Below are 25,176 nucleotides of genomic sequence, written 5' to 3'. Positions count from 1 at the left end.
AGGCTGTCAGAGTATGAATTGTCACCTCTCATTGCAAAACGGCCAGCCTGCACGACGACACCAATGACTTCAATGGACGACAACCGCCGAAACGAATTACGGGCCACCTATCGTGATGGGCTGCTGCACGACACGCTGCCATTTTGGATCAAGCACGGTTTGGATCGCGAAGATGGTGGCTTCATGATGTCACTGGATCGTGACGGCGCTGTGATCGACACCGACAAAGGCGTCTGGCAACAAGGCCGATTCACTTGGCTGCTGGGTGAGCTCTACAACAACGTCGAGCAACGTGATGAATGGCTGGATCTAGCCAAGCACGGTGCTCGATTCCTTGATGAATGCTGTTTCGATCCATCCGATGACCGCATGTGGTTCCACGTCACGAAAGAAGGAAAACCCATTCGCAAACGCCGCTATGCGTTTTCGGAAAGCTTCGCATCCATTGCCTACGGCGAACTCTTCAAAGCAACCGGTGACGAACATTACGCTGTCAAGGCAAGGCGAACGTTTCAACGATTTATCGATCACAATCTTGATCCTCAGGGCGTTGTTCCAAAATTCACATCGACAAGGCCAACACGAGGGATCGGTTTCCCGATGATCACCATCGCCACCGCGCAAGAGCTTCGCGAGTCGATCGGCCTAGCCGACGCCAACAGATGGATCGACCGCAGTATCGACGACATCCGCCGCTTCCACATCAAGGAAGACATTCAATGCGTAATGGAGACGGTGAGCCCAAACGGCGACATCATCAACCACTTCGACGGCCGCATGCTCAACCCCGGTCACGCGATCGAAGGCGCATGGTTCATCATGCGGGAAGGGAAACTTCGAGGTGACGATCGACTTATCCAAACCGGCTGCCAGATGCTCGATTGGATGTGGCAGCGAGGCTGGGACACGGAGTATGGAGGCATCCTGTACTTTGTCGATGTATACGGCCTGCCGGTTCAGGAATACTGGCACGACATGAAGTTCTGGTGGCCACAAAACGAGACCATCATTGCCACACTGCTTGCCCATGAACTCACCGGTGATTCCAAGTACGCGGACTGGCACAGAAGGATCCACGACTGGACCTACGCACATTTCCCTGACGCAGAGCACGGCGAGTGGTTCGGCTACCTTCACCGGGACGGCCGCATCAGTTCCCAATTGAAAGGCAACGTCTGGAAAGGTCCCTTTCACTTGCCACGCATGCAACTGACTTGTTGGCAGCTACTGGCAGCTTCCGAAAGCATCACCCCGTACTCACCCAGGCCCGGAGCCCAATGATGAGACTCGCCTCGACGTTCACCTTGTGGGTGCTTTGCAGCCTCTCGGCGGCGGTTTCCGCTGTTGAAGAAGAGCCTAAGCCACTACTCTTCGCCAACTACTACGCCTGGTACCACAATGGCAGTCATCCCGACCACCCTTGGGCCGGGTGGACGCGAAAGGAGTCGGAACAGAACTCGAGGGCGCTCGCCGAGCAGCGTCCCGGCCTGCCGCCACGATCCTCGGCCGCCTATCCGCTGGTTGGGCTCTACGACAGCGCCGACCCAGAGGTAGCCGAGTGGCACGTTCGACTCGCGCAGGCGGCCGGCATCGACGCGTTCCTCGTCGATTGGTGGGGGCGACATCTCGATCGGGACAAGAACATTGATGAGGGGATACTCGTCGCCGCCGAGAAGCATTCGTTTAAGTTTGCGCTGCTCGACGAACGCTCTCAGTTTCACTCCGATTGGGAGTGGTACAAACAAGCGGCCGTCGAGACACTGACGCGTTACAAGGACAGCCCCGCCTACCTGAGGATCGATGGCAGACCGGTTTACTATCTCTACCAAGTAGCATCAACGGCGACGCTCACGCCCGAGAAGTTTGTCGATTTGAAGCGACACGTCGAAAGTCGGGTGGGTCCGGTCTACTGGATCGTCGACAAGATTGCCCATCAACACGCCGCCCAGCGTGCCGGCGATGCGGACAAAGAGAAGCACATCCCCGCCGACTGGCTGGCAACGCCGGGGATCGATGCGTTTGGATTCTACAGCACCTTCAGTCATTTCCGCGCGCACCGCTACGAAGATCTCGCGGGTAAGTACAAGTACTTGACGGATCAGGCCCATGATGCCGGTAAGAAAATGCTGCTTCCCGTCCACCCAGGTCACAACAATTCTCGGTTTCGAGAGGATCCCTACGTCATGCCCCGCCTCGACGGACAGACGTTGCGAAACTATCTAAGAGCCGCCAGCGATGCGGGTGCCGACTTCCTGATGGTGACCAGTTGGAACGAGTGGCCCGAGACCACGGTCGTCGAGCCATCGAGCAACTGGCCTGACCCCTATCACTACCTGCGCATCCTGGCAGAGTGGAAAGAAAAGGCGTTCCACGTGCCGCCTGCCCCGCTGGAGCAACGAGGGGAGAGTGATAGCCAACGCTTGGCCAACCAGACTTGGCGAAGCGTTTCTCCTGACCCCGACGCCCTGCCTTCCCATCTGCAGACGGTGGTGGCTGACACGCACGAGGCATCACTCCAGGTTCGTGAGCACGCACTGCGCAAAACGATCGCCAAGGATTCCTGCTGGCCGCAGGGTGCCTGGGGCGACACGATGTGGGCCCTCGCCGCTTTGTCGCTAAACGAGAAGGTAGACGATGCCAATGAACGACTGTTGAAACGGGCAACAGATTACGTCAATCTGAAACGCCAAAATGTGGCGACATCGGCGTTTACTCCGGAACAGGCTAAGGAAACACCCTGGGCCTACTTCGCCCTGACCGACTATGTCAGAATCCTCTGCCTATTCCACGCCAAGAGTGTGCATTATCCCGGCCGCCTTCACCCCGAGACGGAAGCCACAATGAAAGAGGCCCTCTGGTTCTGGGCCAAGGCCGATAGCAAAGTAGCGGACGCGTCTCTGGAAAACCTATTCGTCCTGCGCGGCACCGAGAACCACGACCTGACACGGCGTCCCAACGATTACCTTGTCGCTTCGATCTTAAAGGACGACCCGCTCTTCGGCGACCGACTTTTCGACGACGGCCACAACGCAGCGGAACATGCCGCTGCGTACGAGGCGTTCTTCCGTGAGTGGCCGCGCCAACGGGCAATAGCAGGTTTGTGGTTCGAAGTCGGGTCGGACACCTACCAGAAGTACTCCTGGCCGGCTCTCATGAACCTGCATGAACTCGCGCCAGATCCCGTCGTCAGAAAACGGTTCGGCATGCTGCTAGACCTCGCTTTCATCGAAGAAGCACAGATCTCCGTTCAGGGCCGTCGCGGCGGGGGTCGCAGCCGAGCCAGCTACGGTGAGAACAATTTTGAATCCTACAAGAATCTTCTCTATGCGCCCGATGGCGCTCACGCCGAATCGAGTCATTCAAAGGCGCTGGAGTCGTGCCGCTACCAATTGCCCGCGGCGGCGATCCTGTTGCGTAAGGTCGAGCTTCCTGCTCGGTCGAGTTTTCAAATCACAAACCGTGTACTCGGTGAACTTGCACCGGGTGGTGCCGACGAGGGCGAAGGCACTCGGTACTGTGCAGACTCGGCATTAGTGAATTACGCCCATCGGACACCGCATTACCTGATGGGCAGTACCCTGCAGAACCCGGCGCTGAGCATGCCAAACCCGAAAGCCGGTAAGCCAACGCTGAAATACGGCGGGATATCCCGACAGAAACGGTGGTGTGGGATCCTCTTTGAGGACCCCGCAAACGATGAAGTCAGCGCCGTCTATCCGGTCATTGAAAAAACGCGCGGCGGCCGCCCGCAGCACTCGCATTGGAGCGTCCAGCATGAGAATGTCCTTTTGATTCAACGCATCGCACCTGAGACTGCCCATCGCATAGGGTCCTACAGCACGGGTAAAATCAAGATCCGTTTCCAGGGCCAGAACTTAGAAAAGAGGGAACAAGACGGCTGGATCTTTGCCAACAACGGAAAGGCATTTGTGGGCGTGAAGTTTCTGGACGGCGATTACGGTTGGGACGAAGCGAATGTGGAGGCGGCACCCATTAACTTCAACGGATCCACCGACAAGTCACGCATCCTGTTTCATGCCGGTGACATCACGACTCACGGATCCTTTGAAGAATTCCGTGCCGACCTGCTCGCCAACCGCCTTGTCGTGACCAAGGACAAGGTGGAGTATTGTTTTCGAGCCTCGGAAAAATACGTCGAAAGTTCACTGTTCGATGGCGATCACCTCGAGCGATTCCGATTGCCACGAATCGACGGAGAGCCCATCAACCTGCGTCCTCCGATGACCTATCAAAGTCCCTATCTGAACGGAGCGTTCGGCAGCGACCGAATCGTCGTGACGGTCGGCCCCGTGAAACAGATCCTGGATTTCTCAATGTAGAAGCAACGTTTACTGGATGCTGCCGGTCCACGATCAGGCGGTCGACCAACGTATCGACCACTTCCATCTCGATAGGGTTCCGCGCTCGTGCTCCGAAATCGATGCAAGTATTAAGCTCTTCGCTGCGGACGTGGCGAGTCAATGGGCGATGCAGGCATAGGAGTTGCACGCACTTTCTCACTGGCGTTCTCGACGATTACACGAACAGGCTAGGATCAAGAACGATCCTGTTTCGTGGTTGATTGTTCGCCCGCGTCATCATCACGATCGTGCGTATCTGTCACACGGAAGATCGACAGAGTGCCATAACGCACGGAACGTGATGATGTTCTTCGCACGGTGATCTTTTTTTGGGGGGGGGACAGAAGATGAAGGGTCGATCACTCTGGGGAAAAAATCGTTCGATATCTTTGCTTCATCGAACACGATTAGTTCAACGGCGAAAGCTCAATTCGCGCCATTTGCTAATGGAGCAGCTTGAGGATCGTCGAGTCTTGGCAACCTGGTCCGCCGACATTGCTGCCGATACGACCTGGGACAACGATGAGGTTCACCTCGTCGCTGAGGACATCACCGTCCTAGATGGGGTCACGCTGACGATCGAACCAGGCACGATCGTGCAGTTCTATAACGGTCTGTCCGTGCAGGGAACCCTGATTGCGATCGGCACCGAATCGGACAGAATTCTGTTTACTGCCGACGTTGACGATACCGGATTCGATGGTGAATTAGGTACACCCGATGATGTGGAACCCGGCGGTACCGCTGGAGGATATCCAGGCTATTGGGAACCGATTCACTTCATGCCTGGCAGCACCGGCAACATGATGCAGTTTGTCGAATCACGGTACGGGGGGTATGGTCGCGAAGGACAGATTGTGGTCGATCAGGCGGAACTGACATTGACCGACAGCCGATTGCTAAACGGTGACACGGGGATGCGAATCACCGGCGCAAATCCGATCATCTCGAATGTTCATGTCGAAGGGCATGTGCGAGAAGCCTTTGTCATGGACCTGGCGTCGAACCCAGACTTTTCCGCGGTCACGACGGAGTCAAATGGCCTCAATGGCGCTGGGCTGACCGGCGGTGAATTGCCCGGAGACACAACCTGGGACGACCCTGCGATTGTCTAGTCGCTCTATTCCGAAGTGACTGTTCCTGAGAATACGACCTTGACCATCGGAGCAGGTCAAATCATCAAGATGAGGTCAGGCGGGATCACGGTCCACGGACGGATGATCGCGGAGGGAACGGCAAGCGACCCGATCATGTTCGCGTCCTACCGTGACGACTCGATCGGGGGCGACACGAATGGAAATGGCCCCAGCGGTCCAGGCGATGCGGACTGGGGCGACATCGAGTTCACAAGCACAAGCACAGGCAGTGTGCTGAACCATGTCGAGCTACGCAGCGGCAGCTTTCGGGGCAGCTATCATCAATTGAGCGTCAATGGAGGCGAGTTGACGCTGAGCAATTCGGTCATCCGCAATGGTGCCCGGGGAATTCAGATCCTGAATAGCGATCCGGTGATCACCAACATCACGCTACAGAATCACAAGTACGAAGCGGTAACCATGGATCTCGAGTCCAATCCGACAATTCGAGGTTTCACCGCCGTTGGAAACGGTTCCAACGCACTCGTGCTTTTTGGCGACACCCTTCCGGCGAACACAACCTGGGATAATCCCGACGTCGTGTACCTGCCGTCCGCGCCGATCACCGTCCCCGAAGGCGTGACGCTGACAATCGATGCGGGCCAAGTCGTCAAATGGGGAAAGGTGGTTGACGCATTGACCGTCCAGGGCACCCTGGTCACTCGTGGAACGGATGAGGCCCCGGTTGTTTTTACTGCCAATGTTGACGACTCGATCGGTGGCGACAGTACTGGAAACGGACCGAGCGGAGGCTTCAGTGGTGCCTGGGGACAAATCAAATTGACCGAGACCAGCACTGGTAGTGAACTCGATGGATTGCATCTTCGTTACGGCGGATACGGGTCAAACAGCCATCAATTGTTCGTCGATGGAAGCGAACTCACGCTAACCAACAGCGTGCTGTTTGGTGGAAATCGGGGACTACAGGTTTCCAACAGCGATCCGACAATCCGCAACGTCCAATTCCAGAATCAAAAGTACAATGCTGCCCGCATCGACTTGATGTCGAATCCTGATTTTGAAAATATTTCCTTCGACAACAATGCCACTAACGGAGTGGAAATGCTGGGCGGCAGTCTGCCTGCCGATACGAACTGGGATGATCCGGAAGTGGTCTATGTCATGACCGGGGACATCACCGTTCCAACGGGTGTTACGCTCAATGTGGCGGCGGGGCAAATTGTCAAAGCGAGTGGAACGACCAAGGTGATCGTCGAGGGTGCGTTGCAGGCCAATGGAACGATCGACGAACATGTGATCTTCACGTCGTATTGGGATGACTCGGCCGGCGGCGACAGCGACAATTCCGGACCCACCGCTGGCTCGCAGTCGGATTGGCAAAGGATCGAAATCGCTTCCGGAGGCAACGCCATTCTGAATGGTTTTGAAGCACGTTATGGTGGCCGCGGGTGGGACGGCCCGGCCGCGTTGATCTTCGTCAATGGCGGTGAGGCAACGATCAAAGACAGCGTTATTCGCGAGTCGTTCGTGCACGGGATCCTGGTGACAAACGGAACGGCGAACCTCTCCAACTGTCTGTTGGTGCATAACCGTGTCTCAGGGATGGAGGTGATTGGAACCTCCCAGGTAATCGCGACTAACAACACGATCGACCATAGTCGCAACGGGGTCCGCCTGGGAGGAGGAGACGTTACGCTGACCAACAACGTGATAACCGGCCCCCTTGACAATAGTCCCACCGAAAAACCAGCCGGGATCTTAGTGTTTGAGGGTTCCAGTCTGGTGGCGAACTTTAACGACGTCTACTTCGCGCCGTTTCCTAACTACTCAGGCATTTCAGATCTCACCGGCACCGACGGCAATCTTTCCGTAGATCCAAAGTTCTTCAACGCGGCAACCTTGCAGTACAACTTGCGCGGCGGATCGCCGGTGATCGACGCGGGGACCAGTGATGGGGCACCGACTGCCGACTATTTCGGCAATCCGCGTTTTGACGATCCCAACGTGCCGAATCGTGGCGGCGGCGCGATGCCGTTTGTGGACATGGGGGCCATCGAACGTCAGGAAATTTCGACTTCCGATATCGACTTGGCGGTTGTTAAAGTCGAAGGACCGACCACTGGCAATCCCGATGACAGGGTCACGGTGACATGGACAGGCCGCAATGTTGGCACCGCAGTCGCGCAGGGACCCTGGCGCGACGCGGTTTATCTTTCGGTCGATCCGGTCTGGACACCGGACGACGTCTACCTCGGAGAAGTCACGATTGACACCGCCGTGCAACCCAGCGAAGAGTACTCGGTTTCGGCATCGGTCGAACTGCCCAGTGTCTTTCCAGGTGAGTATTACTTCCTGGTGCGTGCAAACTGGCAACACGAAGTGTTCGAGGCAACTGCACTGTTGAACAACCGGGGTGCTTCAACAAACACAATCGCGATGGACATTCCGGAACTTACTCTGGGTGTTGAGGAACGTGGGACCCTTGACACCTCCGGGAGCGAGAAACTGTTCAAAGTGAATGTACCAAGCGGCGAAAGCGTGAGTATTTCGTTGACGGGTGTTGAAGGGGTCTCGCAAGAACTTTACGTCAAACATGGAGATGCCCCCACACGTTATTCCTTTGATGCTCGGGGGATTCGACCGGATTCGGCCAGTCAGGTTGTTGCGGTCAACAGCATCTCACCGGGCACGTTCTACGTCCTTGTCCGAGGCGTCGAAGTTCCCGAGACATCGGCGTTCACATTGACCGCTCGTCTGGAGGAATTGGCCATCTCACGCATCACACCCGCGAGAGGAAGCAATGCCGGCCACGTTACTGTCAGCATTGAGGGTTCGCAGTTCTCGTTCGATTCGACGGTCCGTCTTATCGATCATGCGGGTACAAACATTGAGCCGGCAATGGTGTTCCGAACCGATAGCGGTCTCCTTTCCGCTACCTTTGATCTTACTGGGGCAACACCCGGTTTCGCGGACATCGAGATTGTTCAAACGGGGGGAACGTCGACGAATTCCGAGGATGCGTTCGAGATCGTAACGGGAAATCCCGGATATCTGGTCACGAATCTTTTCGTGCCTAGCCGAGTTCGCGTGGGCAGGGAGTTCGACGTCATCGTCGAGTATGCCAACGGGGGCGACACCGACATCCTCGCACCGCTGCTGGAGGTTCGCACCAGTGAACTCGCCAATTTGGGCTTTGATAGAGACGTTGGAGGATGCACCGACTGCGGTGCAAATACAAGTGCCTGGATCGTCGGAGTCAATTCGACGCAACCTGCAGGGATCCTGCCGCCCGGTTCGAATAACCGCGTCGCTCTACATGGGTTCCCGGTGAACGTAGGGAACGAGCTTGTCGAACTTCGATCAGCCGAATTCCCTGGAGGTTCAATTGACTTCGAGGCCATTGGGCCGACGATCCGTCCTACAGGAATGTCTGATAGTGAATGGAGCTCATTGTATGCCAGCATTCAGGAATCTCTTGGAAGCGATTGGACTAGCTATGCACATCGAATTGCCGAAAGAGCCACGGACCTGACACCTTCGATGGGACGCAACTACTCATTGATCGATGTGTTCGACACAGAGATTTCGTACGCGCTTTCGAAAGTCGGCAACTCGGTATCAGGAACGCTATCGACCGAATCCTCACAACCGCTCGGCAACACTCCGATTCGATTCGTCAATCCAGAGTCGGGAGCAGGCGACACCACTGTTTCGGCCTCTAATGGTGAGTTCCTATTTCCAAATCTACCGGTCGGCACATACGCGGTGGAATTTGATGGTTTTGTTGCTGCTGATCCCCGTGAAGTCGTGGTGCCGGACGGTGGCCTATCCGATTTGAGTCTTGTCGCCTCGACCGCAGCATCGATCCGTGGGAGCGTCATGCGGGCTGCAAGCGGCATCCCGGTGCCCGATGCACTTGTGACCGTGACCGATGAAGCGGGAAACGTCTTCGCGGATACAACGGGCTTCGCAGGTCAGTATGAGTTCAACTCGCTTCCTTCGGGCACGTATGACGTTTCCGTCAGCGTCGATTCATTCGTTACTGCAAAGCTCAACACCGGTCGCCTGAATGCCGGCGATCAACAACACAATAGGAACTTGATCCTCGAGAAAGGAGGATCGATCCAGGGGGCAGTTACCGGGACCAGTGGGCCGATCGAAGGTGTCAATGTCACGGTGTTCGACACAGAATACAACGCGATCACGACGACTACCTCGGATACGGGCCAGTTCACTCTGACCGGCGTGCCACCCGGTACCCTGTCAGTGATCGCTGCCACCAACGGTCTAGCTGAACTCGAGCAGATGATTCAGATCGGATCAGGTGAAATCGTCACTGGCGTCGACTTCGCAATGACCACCGGTGGAGGAGTGAAAGGAACCGTCACGCTTGCTCGCGACGGATCTGCACTGGAATATGGATTCGTCTCGATCGAGAGTCCTACTCGATCCTTTACCACACAGGCGGACTCGGAAGGGAATTTTGAATTGGATGGTCTGCCCACAGGCCAGTACACGGTATCAGTCGTAGCGACAAACTTTGTGCAAGACGAGTTGACGGTTCAAGTGAAAGCTGGCGAGGTATCGTCGATCGATGTACAGCTATTAGACTACGGTGCAATTCGTGGTAGCGCGGTTGAGGCGGCAACGGGCAATCCACTAGTTGGCGTGTCTGTCTTCTGCTCAACCAGCGCCGGAGTCGTGCAGACAACGGTCACTGACTCCAACGGTCACTACGAAGTAGCCGATCTTTCGTTCGGAACCTACACCGTTGCCCTAGGGGACATAAACGGCCCGGGACTTCAGAGTCGCGAGACCACCGTTGACGAGAACAACTCGCCGACCGTCGACTTCAGTGTATCGATAGCAGGTCGCATTTCGGGCAAGGTCTTGGCTGCGGACGGTTCCACCCCGAACGCGCGAGCAGCAGTCAACCTCGTTTCCGATGGCGCGATGTTGACGTCGACGCTCTCCAATGAAGACGGAAATTATACATTTTTCCTGACGCAACCGGGCACCTATCAAGTCGAGGTCAACACCGAGGAATTTGGCTTTATTCCTCAATCCAACATCGAGTTATCGGCAGGAACGGATATTGATGGCATCGATTTCCAAGCCGGATCTCGCGTGATTTCAGGAGTCCTCCTGGATGCCGCGACGGGAGATCCGATACAGGGTGGTCGAATCGTCGTCCGTTCGCTGGATGCTAATCTGGTCGCGCCATCGCGAATCCGCGCGGCAACCGATTCATCGGGGAATTTCCAGGTTATCGGATTAACGACTGGGACTTATCGACTGACCGCTGGCGCTGACCATTTCGGTCGGACGTCGGTGGACATTGACGTCGGTGCCGAGGATCCAGCGGCTTTAAGCCTTGAGTTAGGCCCCCAAACGCGTCTTCGCGGAACAATCCGTGATGCCACGACAAACCAAGTCATTGCCGAAGCGTCCGTGTTCTTGATCGACCGAACGAACTCGTCAATCGTTGGGATCACAATTTCGGACGCGGATGGCGAATTTGAGGTATTCGATGTACCGGTCGGCGATTTCGAGGCCATCATCGTCGCAGATGGACACGAAACTCTCATCACATCGGTTTCCGTCGCGACTGGCCAGCAGCATGACAACATCCAACTCAATCCATCAACGATTCAAATAAGGGGTAAAGTGACCAACGGGGTTTTCCCATTGGCGAACGTGGACATCTCCGCAGTCGATCCAGAGTCTCGCCTTCTCGGTACGGCCACCACCAACTCGGATGGAACATTCACACTGAATTCGCTTCCACCAGGTCCGATTTCACTGACAGCTTCAGCGGGTGGGTACTTCCCCTCCGCCTCGATTGAGATGGTTGCATCAAGGCATACAACGCTGGTTGGGCAGGACTTCGTTCTTACGCCCGCCGTAATCTCTGCGTACCCGGAGCCGTCCTCGGCTGCGGGCTTCGAGAGCCATGCATCGATGTCGATGCCGTCGGCCTCAACCTTTGCGGTTGAGTCGTCGCTGTCGGCGGCCAACGCGACTGAAGCCGGATTTGGTGACACGGGCGGTTGGTGGTCTGCGCTTCTGAATAAACTCAAAGGCCTCAGACGCTCTGACAATCAAATCAAGGAAGAAGACCTTTTCGGGAAGCTCAGCAATCCCAATTGTCGCGAGGAGGCAAAACGTGCGCTCGCACTGGTTCGCGCAACGGAGAACCGGTATTCGGATTGGGAATTCGTAACCAACGTGATCACAAGTCCGTCGACGATCATTGCTGATATTGGGCCGGCGGTGTTCCAAGTGACGATTGCAGCCGGAAAAATTGCCCAGCTCTATCTTGATTTCAAGATTTCCGCTGCCAAGGCGGGAGTGCAGGCGTTCTGGAAGATCGCGGACGACGTGTTGGCGGGGGCCGAAGCTCTCCACTCAGCGGGGACCAACGCACAAAAACTCATTAACGATGACGAGTCCAAGTTAGAGGACGTCGTCAATAACATGAATTCGTTGACCACGTTTCTTTCCGGAAAGGCCGCCGACTTTTTTGCGGAAGAAGCCAAGTTCAAAGAAGAACAATATGGCAGTCTTGATGTAGAAGTGACGCGATCAAAAACATTTGAGACCTTCATGCGAACGCTCGGGCGAATGGTAAAAGGCCTTCAGGCTTATGAAGAATCGAAGAAGGCATGGGAGGAATCCACCAAGGCTTTCGCTCGACTTGCCAAACAAGGCGATCGTTTTGATGCAGCGCAACTTGCCTACATCAAGGCGGTTGTAAGTTCCCGCCATGCAGTCGAGGCTTTGGACAAATGCTTGCAGGACAAGCCGGGATCCATCAAGCCACCCGGATCCCGCCAGCGTGATTCAGATGGGGTTGGCATTGGAAGTGCGAACGATCCAAACGACAAGATTGGCCCCAGCGCATTTGATGCGGTCGGATTCATTCAAGATGGCACCTTGAACTATGAAATTCAATTCGAGAATGATCCGAATGTTGGCGCGACACTGCCGGCGCAAGAGGTTTTTGTCACTGATACTCTGGACAAAGACCTGAATCTGGCAGATGTCGAATTCACTGGATTCGGCTTCAGTAACTTCAATTTGGACGTGCCACCTGGACTGTCATACTACGAAACGGTGATTGATCTTCGTCCACATGGAATCGATTTGCTCGTTGCGGTGACGCTCGATGTAAAGGTCGAGACTCGAGACTTATCGGCAACGTTTCGCTCACTCGACCCGCTGACGGGGTTGGCCCCTGACAGCATCGATGCCGGTTTCCTTCCCGTGAATGACAAGCAGCTCCATAACGGTGAAGGGTATTTCCGCTATCGAGTCCGACCGATGCCGGATTTGCCGACGGGTACCGAGATCCGCAATCAGGCATCGATCGTGTTCGATATCAACGAACCAATCTTGACGCCCGAGACGCTGCACACGATCGATCGTGTCGCGCCCACTAGTTCCGTTTCTGCGTTGGACGATATAGTCCGCACTGCCGAGTTCACTGTTTCTTGGTCGGGCGAAGATGACGAGAATGGTTCAGGGATTGGCGCGTACAACCTCTACGTCTCAAAAGATGAAGGTCCTTTCACAATGTTGCTCGAAGAAACTGCGGCGACCAGTCATCAATTCACGGGTGAATCCGGCAGTCGTTACGCGTTCGCATCGATCGCTAGAGACAACGTCGGACATGTCGAATTGAAACAACTCATCGCCGAAGCGATTACGACAATCATTCTAAACGCTTGGGTGAACCACAAGAACATCTATGACGTGGATGACAATGGCAAGGTGACTGCCGCTGATGCATTGTGGATCATCAACGAGTTGACCGATCGCGTTGTTCACGATCCTCATACGAAGTTACTGTTATTAGAGCGCCCCGCTGGGTACGAAGACCGATACCTGGACGTCGAAGAAGACGGAATGCTAACGGCACTCGATGCATTGAGAGTCATCAATGAGCTGGCAAATATTATCGTTCCGATGGATCCAAGTGGCGAGGAAATCCTAACGCCAATTGATACGCTGAGTTTCCATTTGCGAGAAAAACCGGAAGTTGCTCTTCAAATAGATGATGTTGCTTCGATTGATCAAACAACAAACCGAAAAATCGCTTCGCCCAGCGAACTTCTCTCGGACGGTGTCATAACACTCTGCATCGATGAGTTCAGTGAGAAAGACCTAGTGCGGGACAGCAGACAGTCGCCTAGCTCCGAGCTTGATTCGAGCATTGAGCTACTTGCCAGCGATGTCGCGAATCAATGGGCTAAGCTGGCATAGCCGTTGCAGATCTTCTTGTAACAATCGAGGGGAAAACATCATGAAACGTCAACTTCTTGGGGGTCAACCCTTTTCCAGAAAGCCCTGGTCGCGAGCAGGTCATGCTCGTCGCAGAAGGCCCGAATCGCGACGTCTGCTGATGGAGCAGTTAGAGGACCGTCGAGTCTTGGCGGTGGTGTGGGCTACGGATATCGAGGTCGACACGACCTGGACGAATGACGAAGTTCAACACGTCACCGCGGATATCGCCGTAAAGGAGGGTGTGACATTGACGATCGAACCAGGCACGATGGTTCAGTTTGCTGGACTCGGTCTCAGCGTTAAGGGAACAATGATTGCAGTTGGCACCGAGGCCGAGCCAATCTTGTTCACGTCGGATCGAGACGACATGGGCTTTGACGGAGTCCTTGGTACGGCGGATGACGTCAACACCACCGGCAACGCAGCAGAAGGCGCTTGGCAAGGTGCATGGCGAAATATCGCATTCGCATCAACAAGCACTGGCAGCAAAATGGATCACGTCGAAGTCCGCGGCGGCGGTTCGGACTTTGTCGGACAGATTGTCGTCAACGGAGGCGAGTTGTCATTGACGAACAGCCGAGTACGTATCGGTAACGTTGGAATGAGGATTGACGATGCGGATTCCACGGTTGCGAATACATCGTTCGAAAACCACCGCTTCGCGGCAATGTCGATGGATTTGGATTCACAGCCAGACATCAGCAACATCACATTCACCGACAATGCACTCAATGGAGTCCAGGTTGATGCAGGTGAGTTGTCCGCAGATCGTGTATGGGACAACTCGGACGTCGTCTATCGATTGGCGGGTCGTGTTACGGTTCCCCAAGACATGACTTTGACGCTCGCGGCTGGGCAGATAATCAAGATGGGCGGCCATGATTCTAATCTGATTATCAATGGTCGCCTGTTGGCCGATGGTACTTCATCAGCGCCGGTGATTGTGACGTCGACTCGAGACGACTCAGCCGGTGGCGATACGGATAACAATGGTCCGTCGGGCGGATCGACTCCCGATTGGGGATATATCGAGTTTACCAGTACCAGTACGGGAAACGTGCTCGACCACTTCGAATCGAGATACGGAGGAGGCGGCGAAGAAGATGCATATCAGTTGTTTGTCAACGGCGGTGAACTCACACTGTCGAATTCAGTCGTCCGCCACGGAACGCGAGGGATGCGGATTGTGAACAGCGATCCTGTCATCACCAACACAGCGTTCTTGAACAACGCTTACCTCGCCGCAAGTATGGATCTCACGTCGAATCCAACGTTCCAAGGAATTACAACGACGGGGAACCGTTGGAACGCACTTCTAATCGATGGGGGTGTGATCTCGGGAGATCGCACGTGGGATGATCCGGATATGGTCTACATGCCCATGGGGGCAATCACGATTTCCGAGGGATCCACGCTGACGCTGGGCGCCGGACAGATTGTCAAGCCATTCGGGTTAAACACGGTGATTACAGTCGCGGGACGACTGTTAGCCAGCGGTACCGAGAATGCACCTGTCATCGTGACCTCCTACCGTGACGATTCGGCTGGTGGTGATACAGACAATAGTGGTCCATCAGGCGGATCGAACCCGGATTGGAGCTATATTGAGTTTACCAACACCAGCACGGGAAGCGTGCTCGACCACTTTGAATCGAGATATGGAGGTGATGGTGAAGGTAAGTATCAGTTGTTTGTGAACGGCGGTGAACTCACACTGACGAATTCGGTCCTACGTCACGGGACGCGTGGGATACGGATCGTCGAAAGCGATCCCGTCATCACCAACACTGCGTTTCTGAACAATGCATTCCTCGCCGCCAGTATGGATCTGGCATCGAATCCAATGTTCCAAGGTATTACGACTGCGGGAAATCAATGGAACTCAGTTCTTGTTGATGGTGGCACATTGCCTGGGGACACAGTATGGGATGATCCAGACATTGTTTACACACCCACAGGCGAAATCACTGTTCCGGTTGGCACAACGTTGACGCTTGCTGCGGGTCAAGTTGTCAAGATGGGGTTTGCTGGTAGCCGCATTGGGGTTGATGGCACGCTTCTCGCCAATGGAACGGAAGACGCCCCGGTGATCTTCACCTCTCTCACTGACGATTCCGCAGGTGGCGATACGAACGACAACGGACCTTCAGGCGGGTGGAGCCGGAGTTGGCAACAAATCGAATTCACTGACACCAGTACGGGAAGTGAACTCAATCATATCGAGCTGAGGTACGGTGGAGCGGCCGATGCGGGGAGGACCCAGTACCAATTGTACGTCAACGGAGGAGAACTCACCCTGAACGATGCCGTGATCCGGGGCGGAATGCATGGGATGCGAATCGTTGAGAGTGATCCCGTCATCAACAACATCACATTTTTGAATAACGAGTTTCATGCCGCCAGCATGGACCTGAAATCAAATCCAACCATTCGGGGAGACATCCGGGTGGATGGAAATCGGTTGAATGGGTTACTGGTTGATGCCGGCACAATCGATTCGGATGCGACCTGGGACGATCCGGGGATCGCCTATGTACCGACCGGTCGAATCACGGTGGCGGAAGACGTCACGCTAACAATCGCCCCAGGGCAAGTCATCAAATTCCTTGCGGGTGAACCGATTGAAGTCGGCGGTCGCATGCTCGCGCAAGGCACCAGCGATGAGCACATCGTTTTCACGTCCGTCGTCGACGATTCCGTCTTGGGCGACACCAATGACAATGGTCCGAGCGGAGGCTGGGCCGGCGTGTGTGCGGGATTGAGCTTTCTGGCCACCAACACAGAGAGTCATTTGGATTATGCTGAGATTCGCTTCGGCGGATCCGGTGATCTGCGCGCAAATGTTGCCGTCGGTGGCGGACAACTGTTGTTTACGAATAGTGTCACCCGTCATTCGGCCGAACATGGTCTGTTGACGCACAACACCGGTCACCTGAAAATCAACAACAGCATTTCACGCGACAACTTGTTTGGAGTCTTCGCAATCGGAGACTCCACGGTTGTGGCGACGAACAACAATTTTGACGCTAACAGGTTCGGCGTGTATGCCAATGCTGCAACCGTGGATCTGACCAACAATCTGATTACCAACAACACGAACCACGGCATCTTTCTCGCGGAAAATGCGACGATCAACGCCGCTTTCAACAACGTGTTCAACCCTGGTGCCGTGAACTACGGTGGCTTAGAAGACCGGACCGGCACCGATGGCAATCTCTCGGCAGATCCTCGTTACTTCAGTCATCCGAATCGCCAATACCAGTTGCGCGGCGGTTCACCCGTGATCGATTCGGGGACGAGCGACGATGCGCCGATGGTGGATGCCGTTGGCAATCCACGATTCGATGATCCGAACATGATCAACCGTGGTGCGGGAGCGAAGCCTTACGTTGACCTTGGCGCGTTGGAACGACAAGAGACTTCCACGTCGGACGTCGATCTGATGGTCGTCTCAGTCGCCGGACCGGCGAGCGGATTGCAGGACGAGGTGGTGACAGTGTCGTGGACGGGTCGCAATCACGGAATCGCTCCTGCGATCGGACCATGGCGAGACGCCGTGTATCTGTCGGCCGACCCAGTGTGGACACCCGACGATCTGCTTCTCGGCGAAGCGAGTTATGCCGGGACACTCGATGCGGGAGTTGAGTATTCATTGTCAAAGGCTGTAACGCTTCCCGGTGTGGTACCGGGAGACTACTATTTCCTAGTGCGAGCCAATTGGCAGCATGAGGTTTTTGAAGCAACCGCACTGCTAAACAACACTGGCGCTTCGACAGACACCGTGCAAATGGATGTGCCTGAGTTGACGTTGGGAATCGCAAAAACCGGAACGCTCGCAGGAACCGGCGATGCCAAGCTCTTCAAGGTCAATCTGACAAGTGGCGAAAGTCTTTCGGTAAATCTTGACGGCGATGAGAACGCAGTAAACGAGCTCTACCTCAAGTATGGCGATGCCCCGACACCGCAGGTCTTTGACGCTCGCGGAGTCCGGGTAGACTCCGCGGACCAAGTTGTTGCGATCAACAATACAAACTCCGGAATGTACTACGTCTCAGTCATCGGAACAGATGTCAGTTCACCACAGACGTTTACCGTCACAGCAGATCTCGCATCGCTGGGGATTTCAACGATTTCTCCGCAGCGCGGCAGCAACACGGGGCAGACGACGATCGTCGTTAGCGGGTCGCAGTTCGCATCCGACGCATCGGTGCGATTGATCGATAGCCAAGGCACCCAAATCGAGGCGTTCGACAACTTTTTCAGTGATAGCGGATTGATCTCCGGTACATTCGATCTCGCCGGGGCGACGTTGGGTCCGGCGGATGTTCAAGTTGTCCAACCGGATGGCACAACCACTGTGTTAGAAGATGCGTTTGAGGTGATTGCCGGCGTTCCTGGTCAGCTTGAGGTCAGCTTGGTCGCGCCACAGCGAATGCGTCTGGGCCGAGGCTTCGAAATTCTGATCGACTACGAAAACCGTGGCGACACCGATCTGATCGCTCCCATTCTGACATTGACCTCGACTGGAATCGACGAACTGCTCATCAGCCCGGATTCCGAAGGCTCAACGCGCTTGGACTTGATCGCAACCAATGACGAGGGTCCCGCTGGAATCCTTCCACCCGGCGCCAAATCACAAATCACGGTTTACGGATTGTCTACCGACGCAGGCACAGAAACCTTTGAGCTAAGCCAACAGCTTACGTCTGACTGGACGATTCCCTGGGACACTCTCAAGCCGACGCTAAAGCCAGAGAAAATGGCCGATGCCGAGTTTGAGTTGTTCTTCAATCAGCTTCGGGCACAAATTGGCGAAACCGGAGAAGGCTATGCTGAAAGGCTCGCTCACCACACGACCTTGTTGCCTCAGAAAATGGGCGACAACTTTGTTCTTGCGGATGTTTTCGGTCTGGAATCTCTGCAAGCTCGCGCCGAATTGACAACCTCCGTTCATGGTCGTTTGCTGTTTCAAGAGTCAGGGCTTCCCGCGGGAGATGTTGCTCTGACCCTATTTGACCAGATCAACCTTGTTGGGCACGGTGCGGTGTCGCTGACCGACGGAACTTTCATCTTTCCAGACGTTCACTCAGGTAGCTACTCGCTGGTCGCCGACGGCGTCAATCTTTCGACACCGGTCAATGTTGATGTCGATGGCGTGGATATTCTGATAGGTGATGTCACGGTCTCAACCGGAAGTTCGGTAACGGGAACCCTTTTCGAATCGGACGGATCACCCGCCAGAAATGTCCTTGTGTCGGCTTACTCCGAGACAGCAGGCTTCTATGGCACCGAGACCGATTCAAACGGAGTCTACCAACTTGTCGGTTTGCCAAACTCCGAATATGAAATCACGGCGGGCGGCGACAACTTCAGCCGAGTGCGCCGTGAAGACATCGTGGTGAGCGAGAACCAGCAACTGCGAAACGTCAATTTGATTGTTGAATCAGCAGCGTCGATCAGCGGAGTTGTCAAAACAGCGACGGGTCAACCCGTCGAAGATGCAATCGTCGTTGCCATGTCGAGTCAGCGTGAGGGAAACTCAACGAGGACGACCAGCGACGGAAGCTACCAGATTTCCGGTCTTGCTGCGGAAACCTACACTATCTCGGTCAGTGCGTCAGGTTTCGTTCCTTCACAAGTCGACGGACTGGACGTTGATAGCGGCCAAACACTGACGAACATCGCCGTCAGCCTGAATCCGGAATCCGTCGTCAGCGGAGTCATTACCGATGCCGATACCGGCAACCCGATCAGGTTTGCGGGGATCGTTCTACTCGATGGTGACGACGTCATCACTGCGGCTCAAGCGAATTCAGATGGCCAGTATGAAATGGCAAAAGTTCCCGCGGGGAGTTTTCGGTTGCTGTTTACGGCTAACGGTTACCTCGACAGAACCGTAAACATCGTTGTCGGCGAAGAGGAATCGCTGACCCACTCGCAAAGCCTTCTCAAAGCGGGGACCGTTGCCGGATCGGTGAAGGACTCATCCGGACAACCGATTCCAGGCGTTTTGCTTCTGGCGAGTCGCGAGGGTGAAGCAGATGCCTTTGTGACCACGAATGCAGTCGGCCAATATGAGTTCCGTGATATGCTTCACGGCACGTATCGCGTTCACGTTCAGTCGGCCGGCGTTCACTCCATCGAGTCGCGTGAGTTGACACTCACCGAGGCCTCTCCAACCGCAACACAAGACTTCACCTTCACGACAGCAGGAATGGTATCGGGGACGGTTTTACAAGCTGACGGTGTGATGCCGATCGAAGGAGCGTACGTCAAGCTCTTTCGTGACAATCGCGAAATCGACAGCGTTCTAGCTGACGAGAATGGTCAGTACTCGTTTGTCCTTCTTGACGCGGCAACCTACACGATCGCAGCAACCACACCCGATCTAACGTTCTCCTCAATGAACAATGTCGACATCAGCGGTGGATCGCACCATGAACACATCGACTTTGTCCCAGGAACTCAAACGCTACAGGGAGTGTTGCGAGACGCGACGACGGGTGACCCACTTGCCAATGCGAGTGTCCTCGTCAATGACGAGCTACTGGGAATTGCAGGGATGCTTCCGGTCGTCTCCACGAACGCAGCAGGCGAATTTCGTATCGAGGGCTTAGCAGCAGGACGATACGAGATCACTGCATATTCCGATCAGCACGCGACGCTTCAACAAACGATTGACGTGTCACCCGATGTCACAGCACCGTTGGACTTACCGATGGGTCCCGGTCATTCGATCAGTGGCACGATCGTCGATTTGCAGTTTGGCCGCCCGATCGCCGACGCATCGGTGAGCATCTATCGAAAGACCGATGGAAAACGCATCGCCTTGGTCGCAACGGATGAATGCGGTAACTACAACGCTGCAAACTTGGAACCAGGCGACTACGACATCGCAACTCATGCGGACAGTCGTCAACTGGACCTCGACTCCGTCAGTCTATCGGGACCAAACACCCGCCATCATGTCGCACTCGATACGGCGAGTACATCGCTTCGTGTCAATTTGCAGTTCGGTGGCGCGTCGGTCAAATCGGGAAAAGTGGTGGTTCGCGATGACGTTGGACGGATTTTCAACATCACTCCTGCCAGTGGCGAACCCTTTGTCGTCATCCAAGGCTTGCCGCCGGGTGATGATTATGAAGTCGAGGTGATCACACCGGGTGGATTTGCTCCTCCTACTAACGCGGAATCCAGCCCTCAGGGCGGGACCGTCGATATCAACATCACGCCAACGAGCGTTGGAGGATCAAAGACCAACGTGAGCACGCCTCCACCCACCTCTCCGGATGGGGAAGGCTACCTGACAAGACTGACGACGCCCGATGATCTTCGGAAGCAACTTCTCGATTCGGAGATACCTTCGGCACATCCCAAATGTCGCCAGCAATTGATCGAAGCGGTCCGAGCGTTTGACCACGCGCGGAACAGCGACTCGGCAGTCGAAACCGCGATGGAAGGAAAAAATCCAACCTGGGCGGGTATCAACGCCGATTCAGGTGTTTATTGGGCAACGCGTGCTGTCGTTGCCGGAAAGGTCGCAAGTCTTGTTTTCAACACAGCAACCACTTTAAAATCACTTGCGACACTCGATCTTAACAAAGTTGCGTCGTCACAGGAAAAGATAGAAGCAATCAAACTATTGGTAAGGCAGGCGATCGACGTCGGCGGTGACCTCTATTCGTCGCTTCAAAACACAGGGGAACAATCTCGAGCGGGGCAACCCGACACCAGTGGCGCCAGAGCGATTGGAATCGCTGCACGAGTGAATGCTTGGTTGACCTTGATCGGACAGGTGGCTGAGCAATTTGACAAGCTAAGCAGAGTCGCCAAGCAGGCGGGGATACCCACGGGCATTTTCGGTCCAGCCATCCAATTGTTTGAAATTCGTCAAGCCGTCATTGACGCGATTGACGAACCCAAGAAAGCGGACGAAGCCAGGGAACATCGTACTCAGTCGATTGATCGCTCTTTGGGACAACGGTCCTTCACCCTGATGCGTTACTGGATTGCACTGCAACGCCTGGAAGACTGCAACAAAATGCACCAGAACGAACCCGGTACGCTGATTGCCCCAAGCAGTGTACTCGTTCGAGTCAACACTCAAAATCAACGCGACTACGATCCCAACGATAAGATTGGGCGTAGCGGTTTTGGTGCTGCGGGTTTCATGCAACCCCGATTGCTGAATTACGAAATCCTTTTTGAAAATGACCCCGACTCTGGTGCAACGCTTTCCGCGGAAACGGTTGTGATCACCGATTCGATTGATGAGAATCTGGATCTGTCCCGATTTGAGTTCACCTCGTTCGGATTCCGCAACTTTGAATTCGACGTTCCCGCAGGTCTTTCACACTACGAGACAACGATAGACCTACGTCCCGATGGGATCGACTTGTTGGTGCCGGTGGAACTGGATCTTGATCTCGACACGCGCACGATGACAGCCAGTTTTGCGTCGCTTGACCCACTGACCGGATTGGTTCCCGATGATATCGATGCGGGTTTCCTGCCGGTTAACGACAAGACCTTGCACAACGGCGAAGGCTTTCTTCGTTATCGAGTGCAGCCGAAGAATCAGCTCCCATCAGGCACCGAAATCAGAAATCAGGCTTCGATTGTCTTCGGTGTCAACGATCCGATCCTGACGCCCGAGACGGTCCATACAATCGACCGGGGCGCACCCGCCAGTTCCGTTTCTGCTTTGGACGAGGTTGTCCGCACTGCGGAGTTTACTGTCTCTTGGTCAGGAGAAGATGACGAGAATGGTTCTGGGATTGGCGACTACAACCTCTACGTCTCACAAGATCAAGGCCCATTCACGATGTTGCTGGCCAATACGGAGGCGACCAGTTACCAGTTCACGGGCGAACCAGGTAGTCGCTACGCATTCGCAAGTGTCGCAATGGATAACGTCGGACATGTCGAGTCGAAATCGCTCGTCGCGGAAGCCGCGACCGAAGTCGCCCTGAACTCCTGGGTCAACCACAGGAACATCTACGATGTGGATAACAACGGCAAGGTAACAGCATTCGATGCGTTGTTGGTCATCAACGAATTGACCGATCGCATCGTTCATGACCCTCATACCAAGTTGCTGATGTTGCGGCAACCCGAAGGTTATCAAGACCGCTACCTGGACGTCGAAGAAGACTGGATGCTAACGGCACTCGATGCACTACGGGTCATCAACCAGTTGTCGAACCTTGCTGTTCCGGTTGGCCCCAGCAATGTTGGTGGCGAAGCGTTCCTGATCCCAATCGATGCGCCCATCCCCTTCCTGAAAGCAGAACCGGAGGCGGACCCGCGACTCCACGAAGTTGCTTGGATTGCCATGGAACCGAAGCCAACAAGCACATTGTCCACTGAGTGGGTCTCGGACGGCTTTGCCACATCCCGACTCGATTTACCTGATTCGACCGTCTCGGTTCGGGACAGCGAACCGTCGCCTGCGTCCGAACTTGACTCGAGCATTGAGCTCCTTGCTACCGATGTAGCGAATCAATGGGTAAGGAGGGCAGTTAGCCGTTAACGATTCGAATCCGCTGCCAAATCGATCTCGGGAGGGTGCTCGATGTTAAATCTTGATTGGATTTGATCCAAGTTGATTACATAAACGCTGCCAAATCCCATCATCACGAAGTTTCCGCCGCCCGCGGTTAGATACCTGGCGTCGTAGCCCTCCGGCACAAGCAACGTGGCACAGTGTTTCTGATCTGAGACACGGTAAATGAGCAGATCGCGTGTTGCCCGCTCGACGTTGTTCTTAATGTACCGCAATGACTCGACCATGAAGTCTTCGGTGAGGACGATTTGACTCGCCTCCCTTCCGGTGGGTTCCGTTTGCCATGTCTCTCTGATTCGCAAAGGATTGAAGCGGATTCGCAACTGCTCAATACGTTGGGATTGGCTACCTCGTCGAGAGCTAAGGAACCAACACTGTGGTCCGCTCGACGTTTGCAAAGGCCCAACCAGCTGCCTACGGCTCAAACCGACGATCGGAAACACCTCTTCCGTGACAAATTTGGTATCCGCCAATTCCGTCCGCAGCAGGAGATGGTGTGTTTGCGTCAGGAGAACGTTTCCGTCAAGGAACAATATGGATCGCTCCGGTACGATGTCCGACCATGGGTCGTCCGTCCCGACGAGCCGTTTCGGAATTGCATGGGCGACAAGTTGGTTGGTTTTCGCATTGAAAACCCAGACAGCGTTATTCGCGATTTGAATGACATACACGAGTGGTGAAGTTTCGCTCGCAATCGCGGCTTCCGCTCGGTAAAGATCCTCTCCATTGGGGGAACTCGTTCCAAACTCGTGTCTCAGCGGTTGGGGCACTTCCAAGAGTCTGCCGGACGAAAGATCGTCGCCCTCGTAAACAATTATCGATCCATCGGCAAGAGTGAACACGAATCCTTCGCTGCAACGGTCAATGTCGACCAGATGGGGTGGTCCAATCGGATGAAATTCCCCTGTTACGAGATCAAGCAATTCGGGTTGCCGAGTCTGATGGTATCGGTGTGCATCGTTGTCGATGACAAAAACCTGCGATCGAGTCGGTCCAGGCACGAAGCGATTCTTGACGAGGATCCAATCGTCTTGGGTTGAAAAATAGTGTGTACCCTTTTGTGGATCGCTCGCGACGGTTTTCCAAGGATCAAATCGGGAGGTCGCTTGATCGACGGACGGTGGCATCGGGCGGACAAGCAAGTCAGCCGGCTTAGCGAGCTCCGGCACAATGTAGTCCGAGCGAGCGGTTTCAATACCATTGGATGCACGTTCGATTTCTCTGAGTTTCTGGCGACGGTGATACGCGGCCTTCACACGATCGCTGTGGTACAGAATGAGACATGACGAGAGGATCACAATCAAGCCAGCCATCGTTAGCAGCACTCCCGCAACGCCTTGAGCGTACGCACCGCGATAGCGTCCTTTTCCGAATACCAGAGCTGTGATGGACAAGACCCCGCCAACCAAAACGAGCGAGGCAAATCCCATCAACGAAGTCGCGGCAGACGGGAAAGGGGTCAGTGGTAACGTCAGCAGAATCACAGCTGGAATGACCAACAGCGGAATCAGCCAGCCAAAGCACATGCATGCCTTCACTGCGATTGACGCCTTCGGCAATTGCTTGCTTTCAGAGTTCAACTGTCAGTATTCTTGATGGGTTGAGAAAAGGGATGATAACCATTGATCGACGCAACGGAATTCGTTTCCAGCAGAACGATTTCCTCGTCCCTGTGGTAGCCCCCAAAATTGGCAGTACAAGGAAACCCAAGGGATCGAGCCACCGCGCCACTCGATAGAGGAGGCATTTGGACCATCCCACTTCACCCTGCTTGACAAAGCGCTGCGCCGCAAGGCTCCAAGGCAACGACCGGCTGGCCATCATCACGCTGGGTTCTCGCGGCGCGTTCGTGCTGTCAGAATCGTTC

General features: G+C 54.9%; 6 protein-coding genes. 5 read left to right on the top strand and 1 reads right to left on the bottom strand.

Annotated features, from left to right (window positions below):
• Positions 1-72: 72 nt before the first annotated feature.
• The 5 genes from Poly41_RS11695 to Poly41_RS11675 all read left to right on the top strand — a co-directional run bounded on the left by Poly41_RS11695 (position 73) and on the right by Poly41_RS11675 (position 23,276).
• The gene (locus tag Poly41_RS11695) at positions 73-1,281 is read left to right on the top strand and encodes an AGE family epimerase/isomerase (RefSeq protein WP_146526342.1); all 1,209 of its coding nucleotides are present in this window, start codon (positions 73-75) and stop codon (positions 1,279-1,281) included.
• On the top strand, positions 1,278-4,340 hold the full coding sequence (locus Poly41_RS11690) for a glycoside hydrolase family 99-like domain-containing protein (protein ID WP_146526341.1): 3,063 nt from the start codon (positions 1,278-1,280) through the stop codon (positions 4,338-4,340). The genes Poly41_RS11695 and Poly41_RS11690 overlap by 4 nt, the downstream gene beginning before the upstream one ends.
• A 494-nt stretch (positions 4,341-4,834) precedes the next feature.
• Positions 4,835-5,476 carry a hypothetical protein gene (locus Poly41_RS11685; protein WP_146526340.1) on the top strand — a complete coding sequence of 214 codons (642 nt, stop codon included), beginning with the start codon at positions 4,835-4,837 and terminating at the stop codon, positions 5,474-5,476.
• A gap of 39 nt (positions 5,477-5,515) precedes the next feature.
• Positions 5,516-13,723, top strand: a complete 8,208-nt coding sequence (locus Poly41_RS11680) for a carboxypeptidase regulatory-like domain-containing protein (protein WP_146526339.1) — start codon at positions 5,516-5,518, stop codon at positions 13,721-13,723.
• A 40-nt stretch (positions 13,724-13,763) separates the two neighbouring features.
• Positions 13,764-23,276, top strand: a complete 9,513-nt coding sequence (locus Poly41_RS11675; RefSeq protein WP_197231237.1) for a carboxypeptidase regulatory-like domain-containing protein — start codon at positions 13,764-13,766, stop codon at positions 23,274-23,276.
• Here Poly41_RS11675 and Poly41_RS11670 read toward each other — a convergent pair.
• Positions 23,273-24,889, bottom strand: a complete 1,617-nt coding sequence (locus tag Poly41_RS11670) for a DUF308 domain-containing protein (RefSeq protein ID WP_146526337.1) — start codon at positions 24,887-24,889, stop codon at positions 23,273-23,275. The two genes, Poly41_RS11675 and Poly41_RS11670, sit on opposite strands and share 4 nt — an antisense overlap.
• Between the last annotated feature and the right edge of the window lie 287 nt (positions 24,890-25,176).

This window comes from Novipirellula artificiosorum (assembly GCF_007860135.1).
GTDB lineage: Bacteria > Planctomycetota > Planctomycetia > Pirellulales > Pirellulaceae > Novipirellula_A > Novipirellula_A artificiosorum.
Note: the sequence above shows the minus strand (reverse complement) of the source record. Positions and strands in the feature narration are given on the sequence as shown.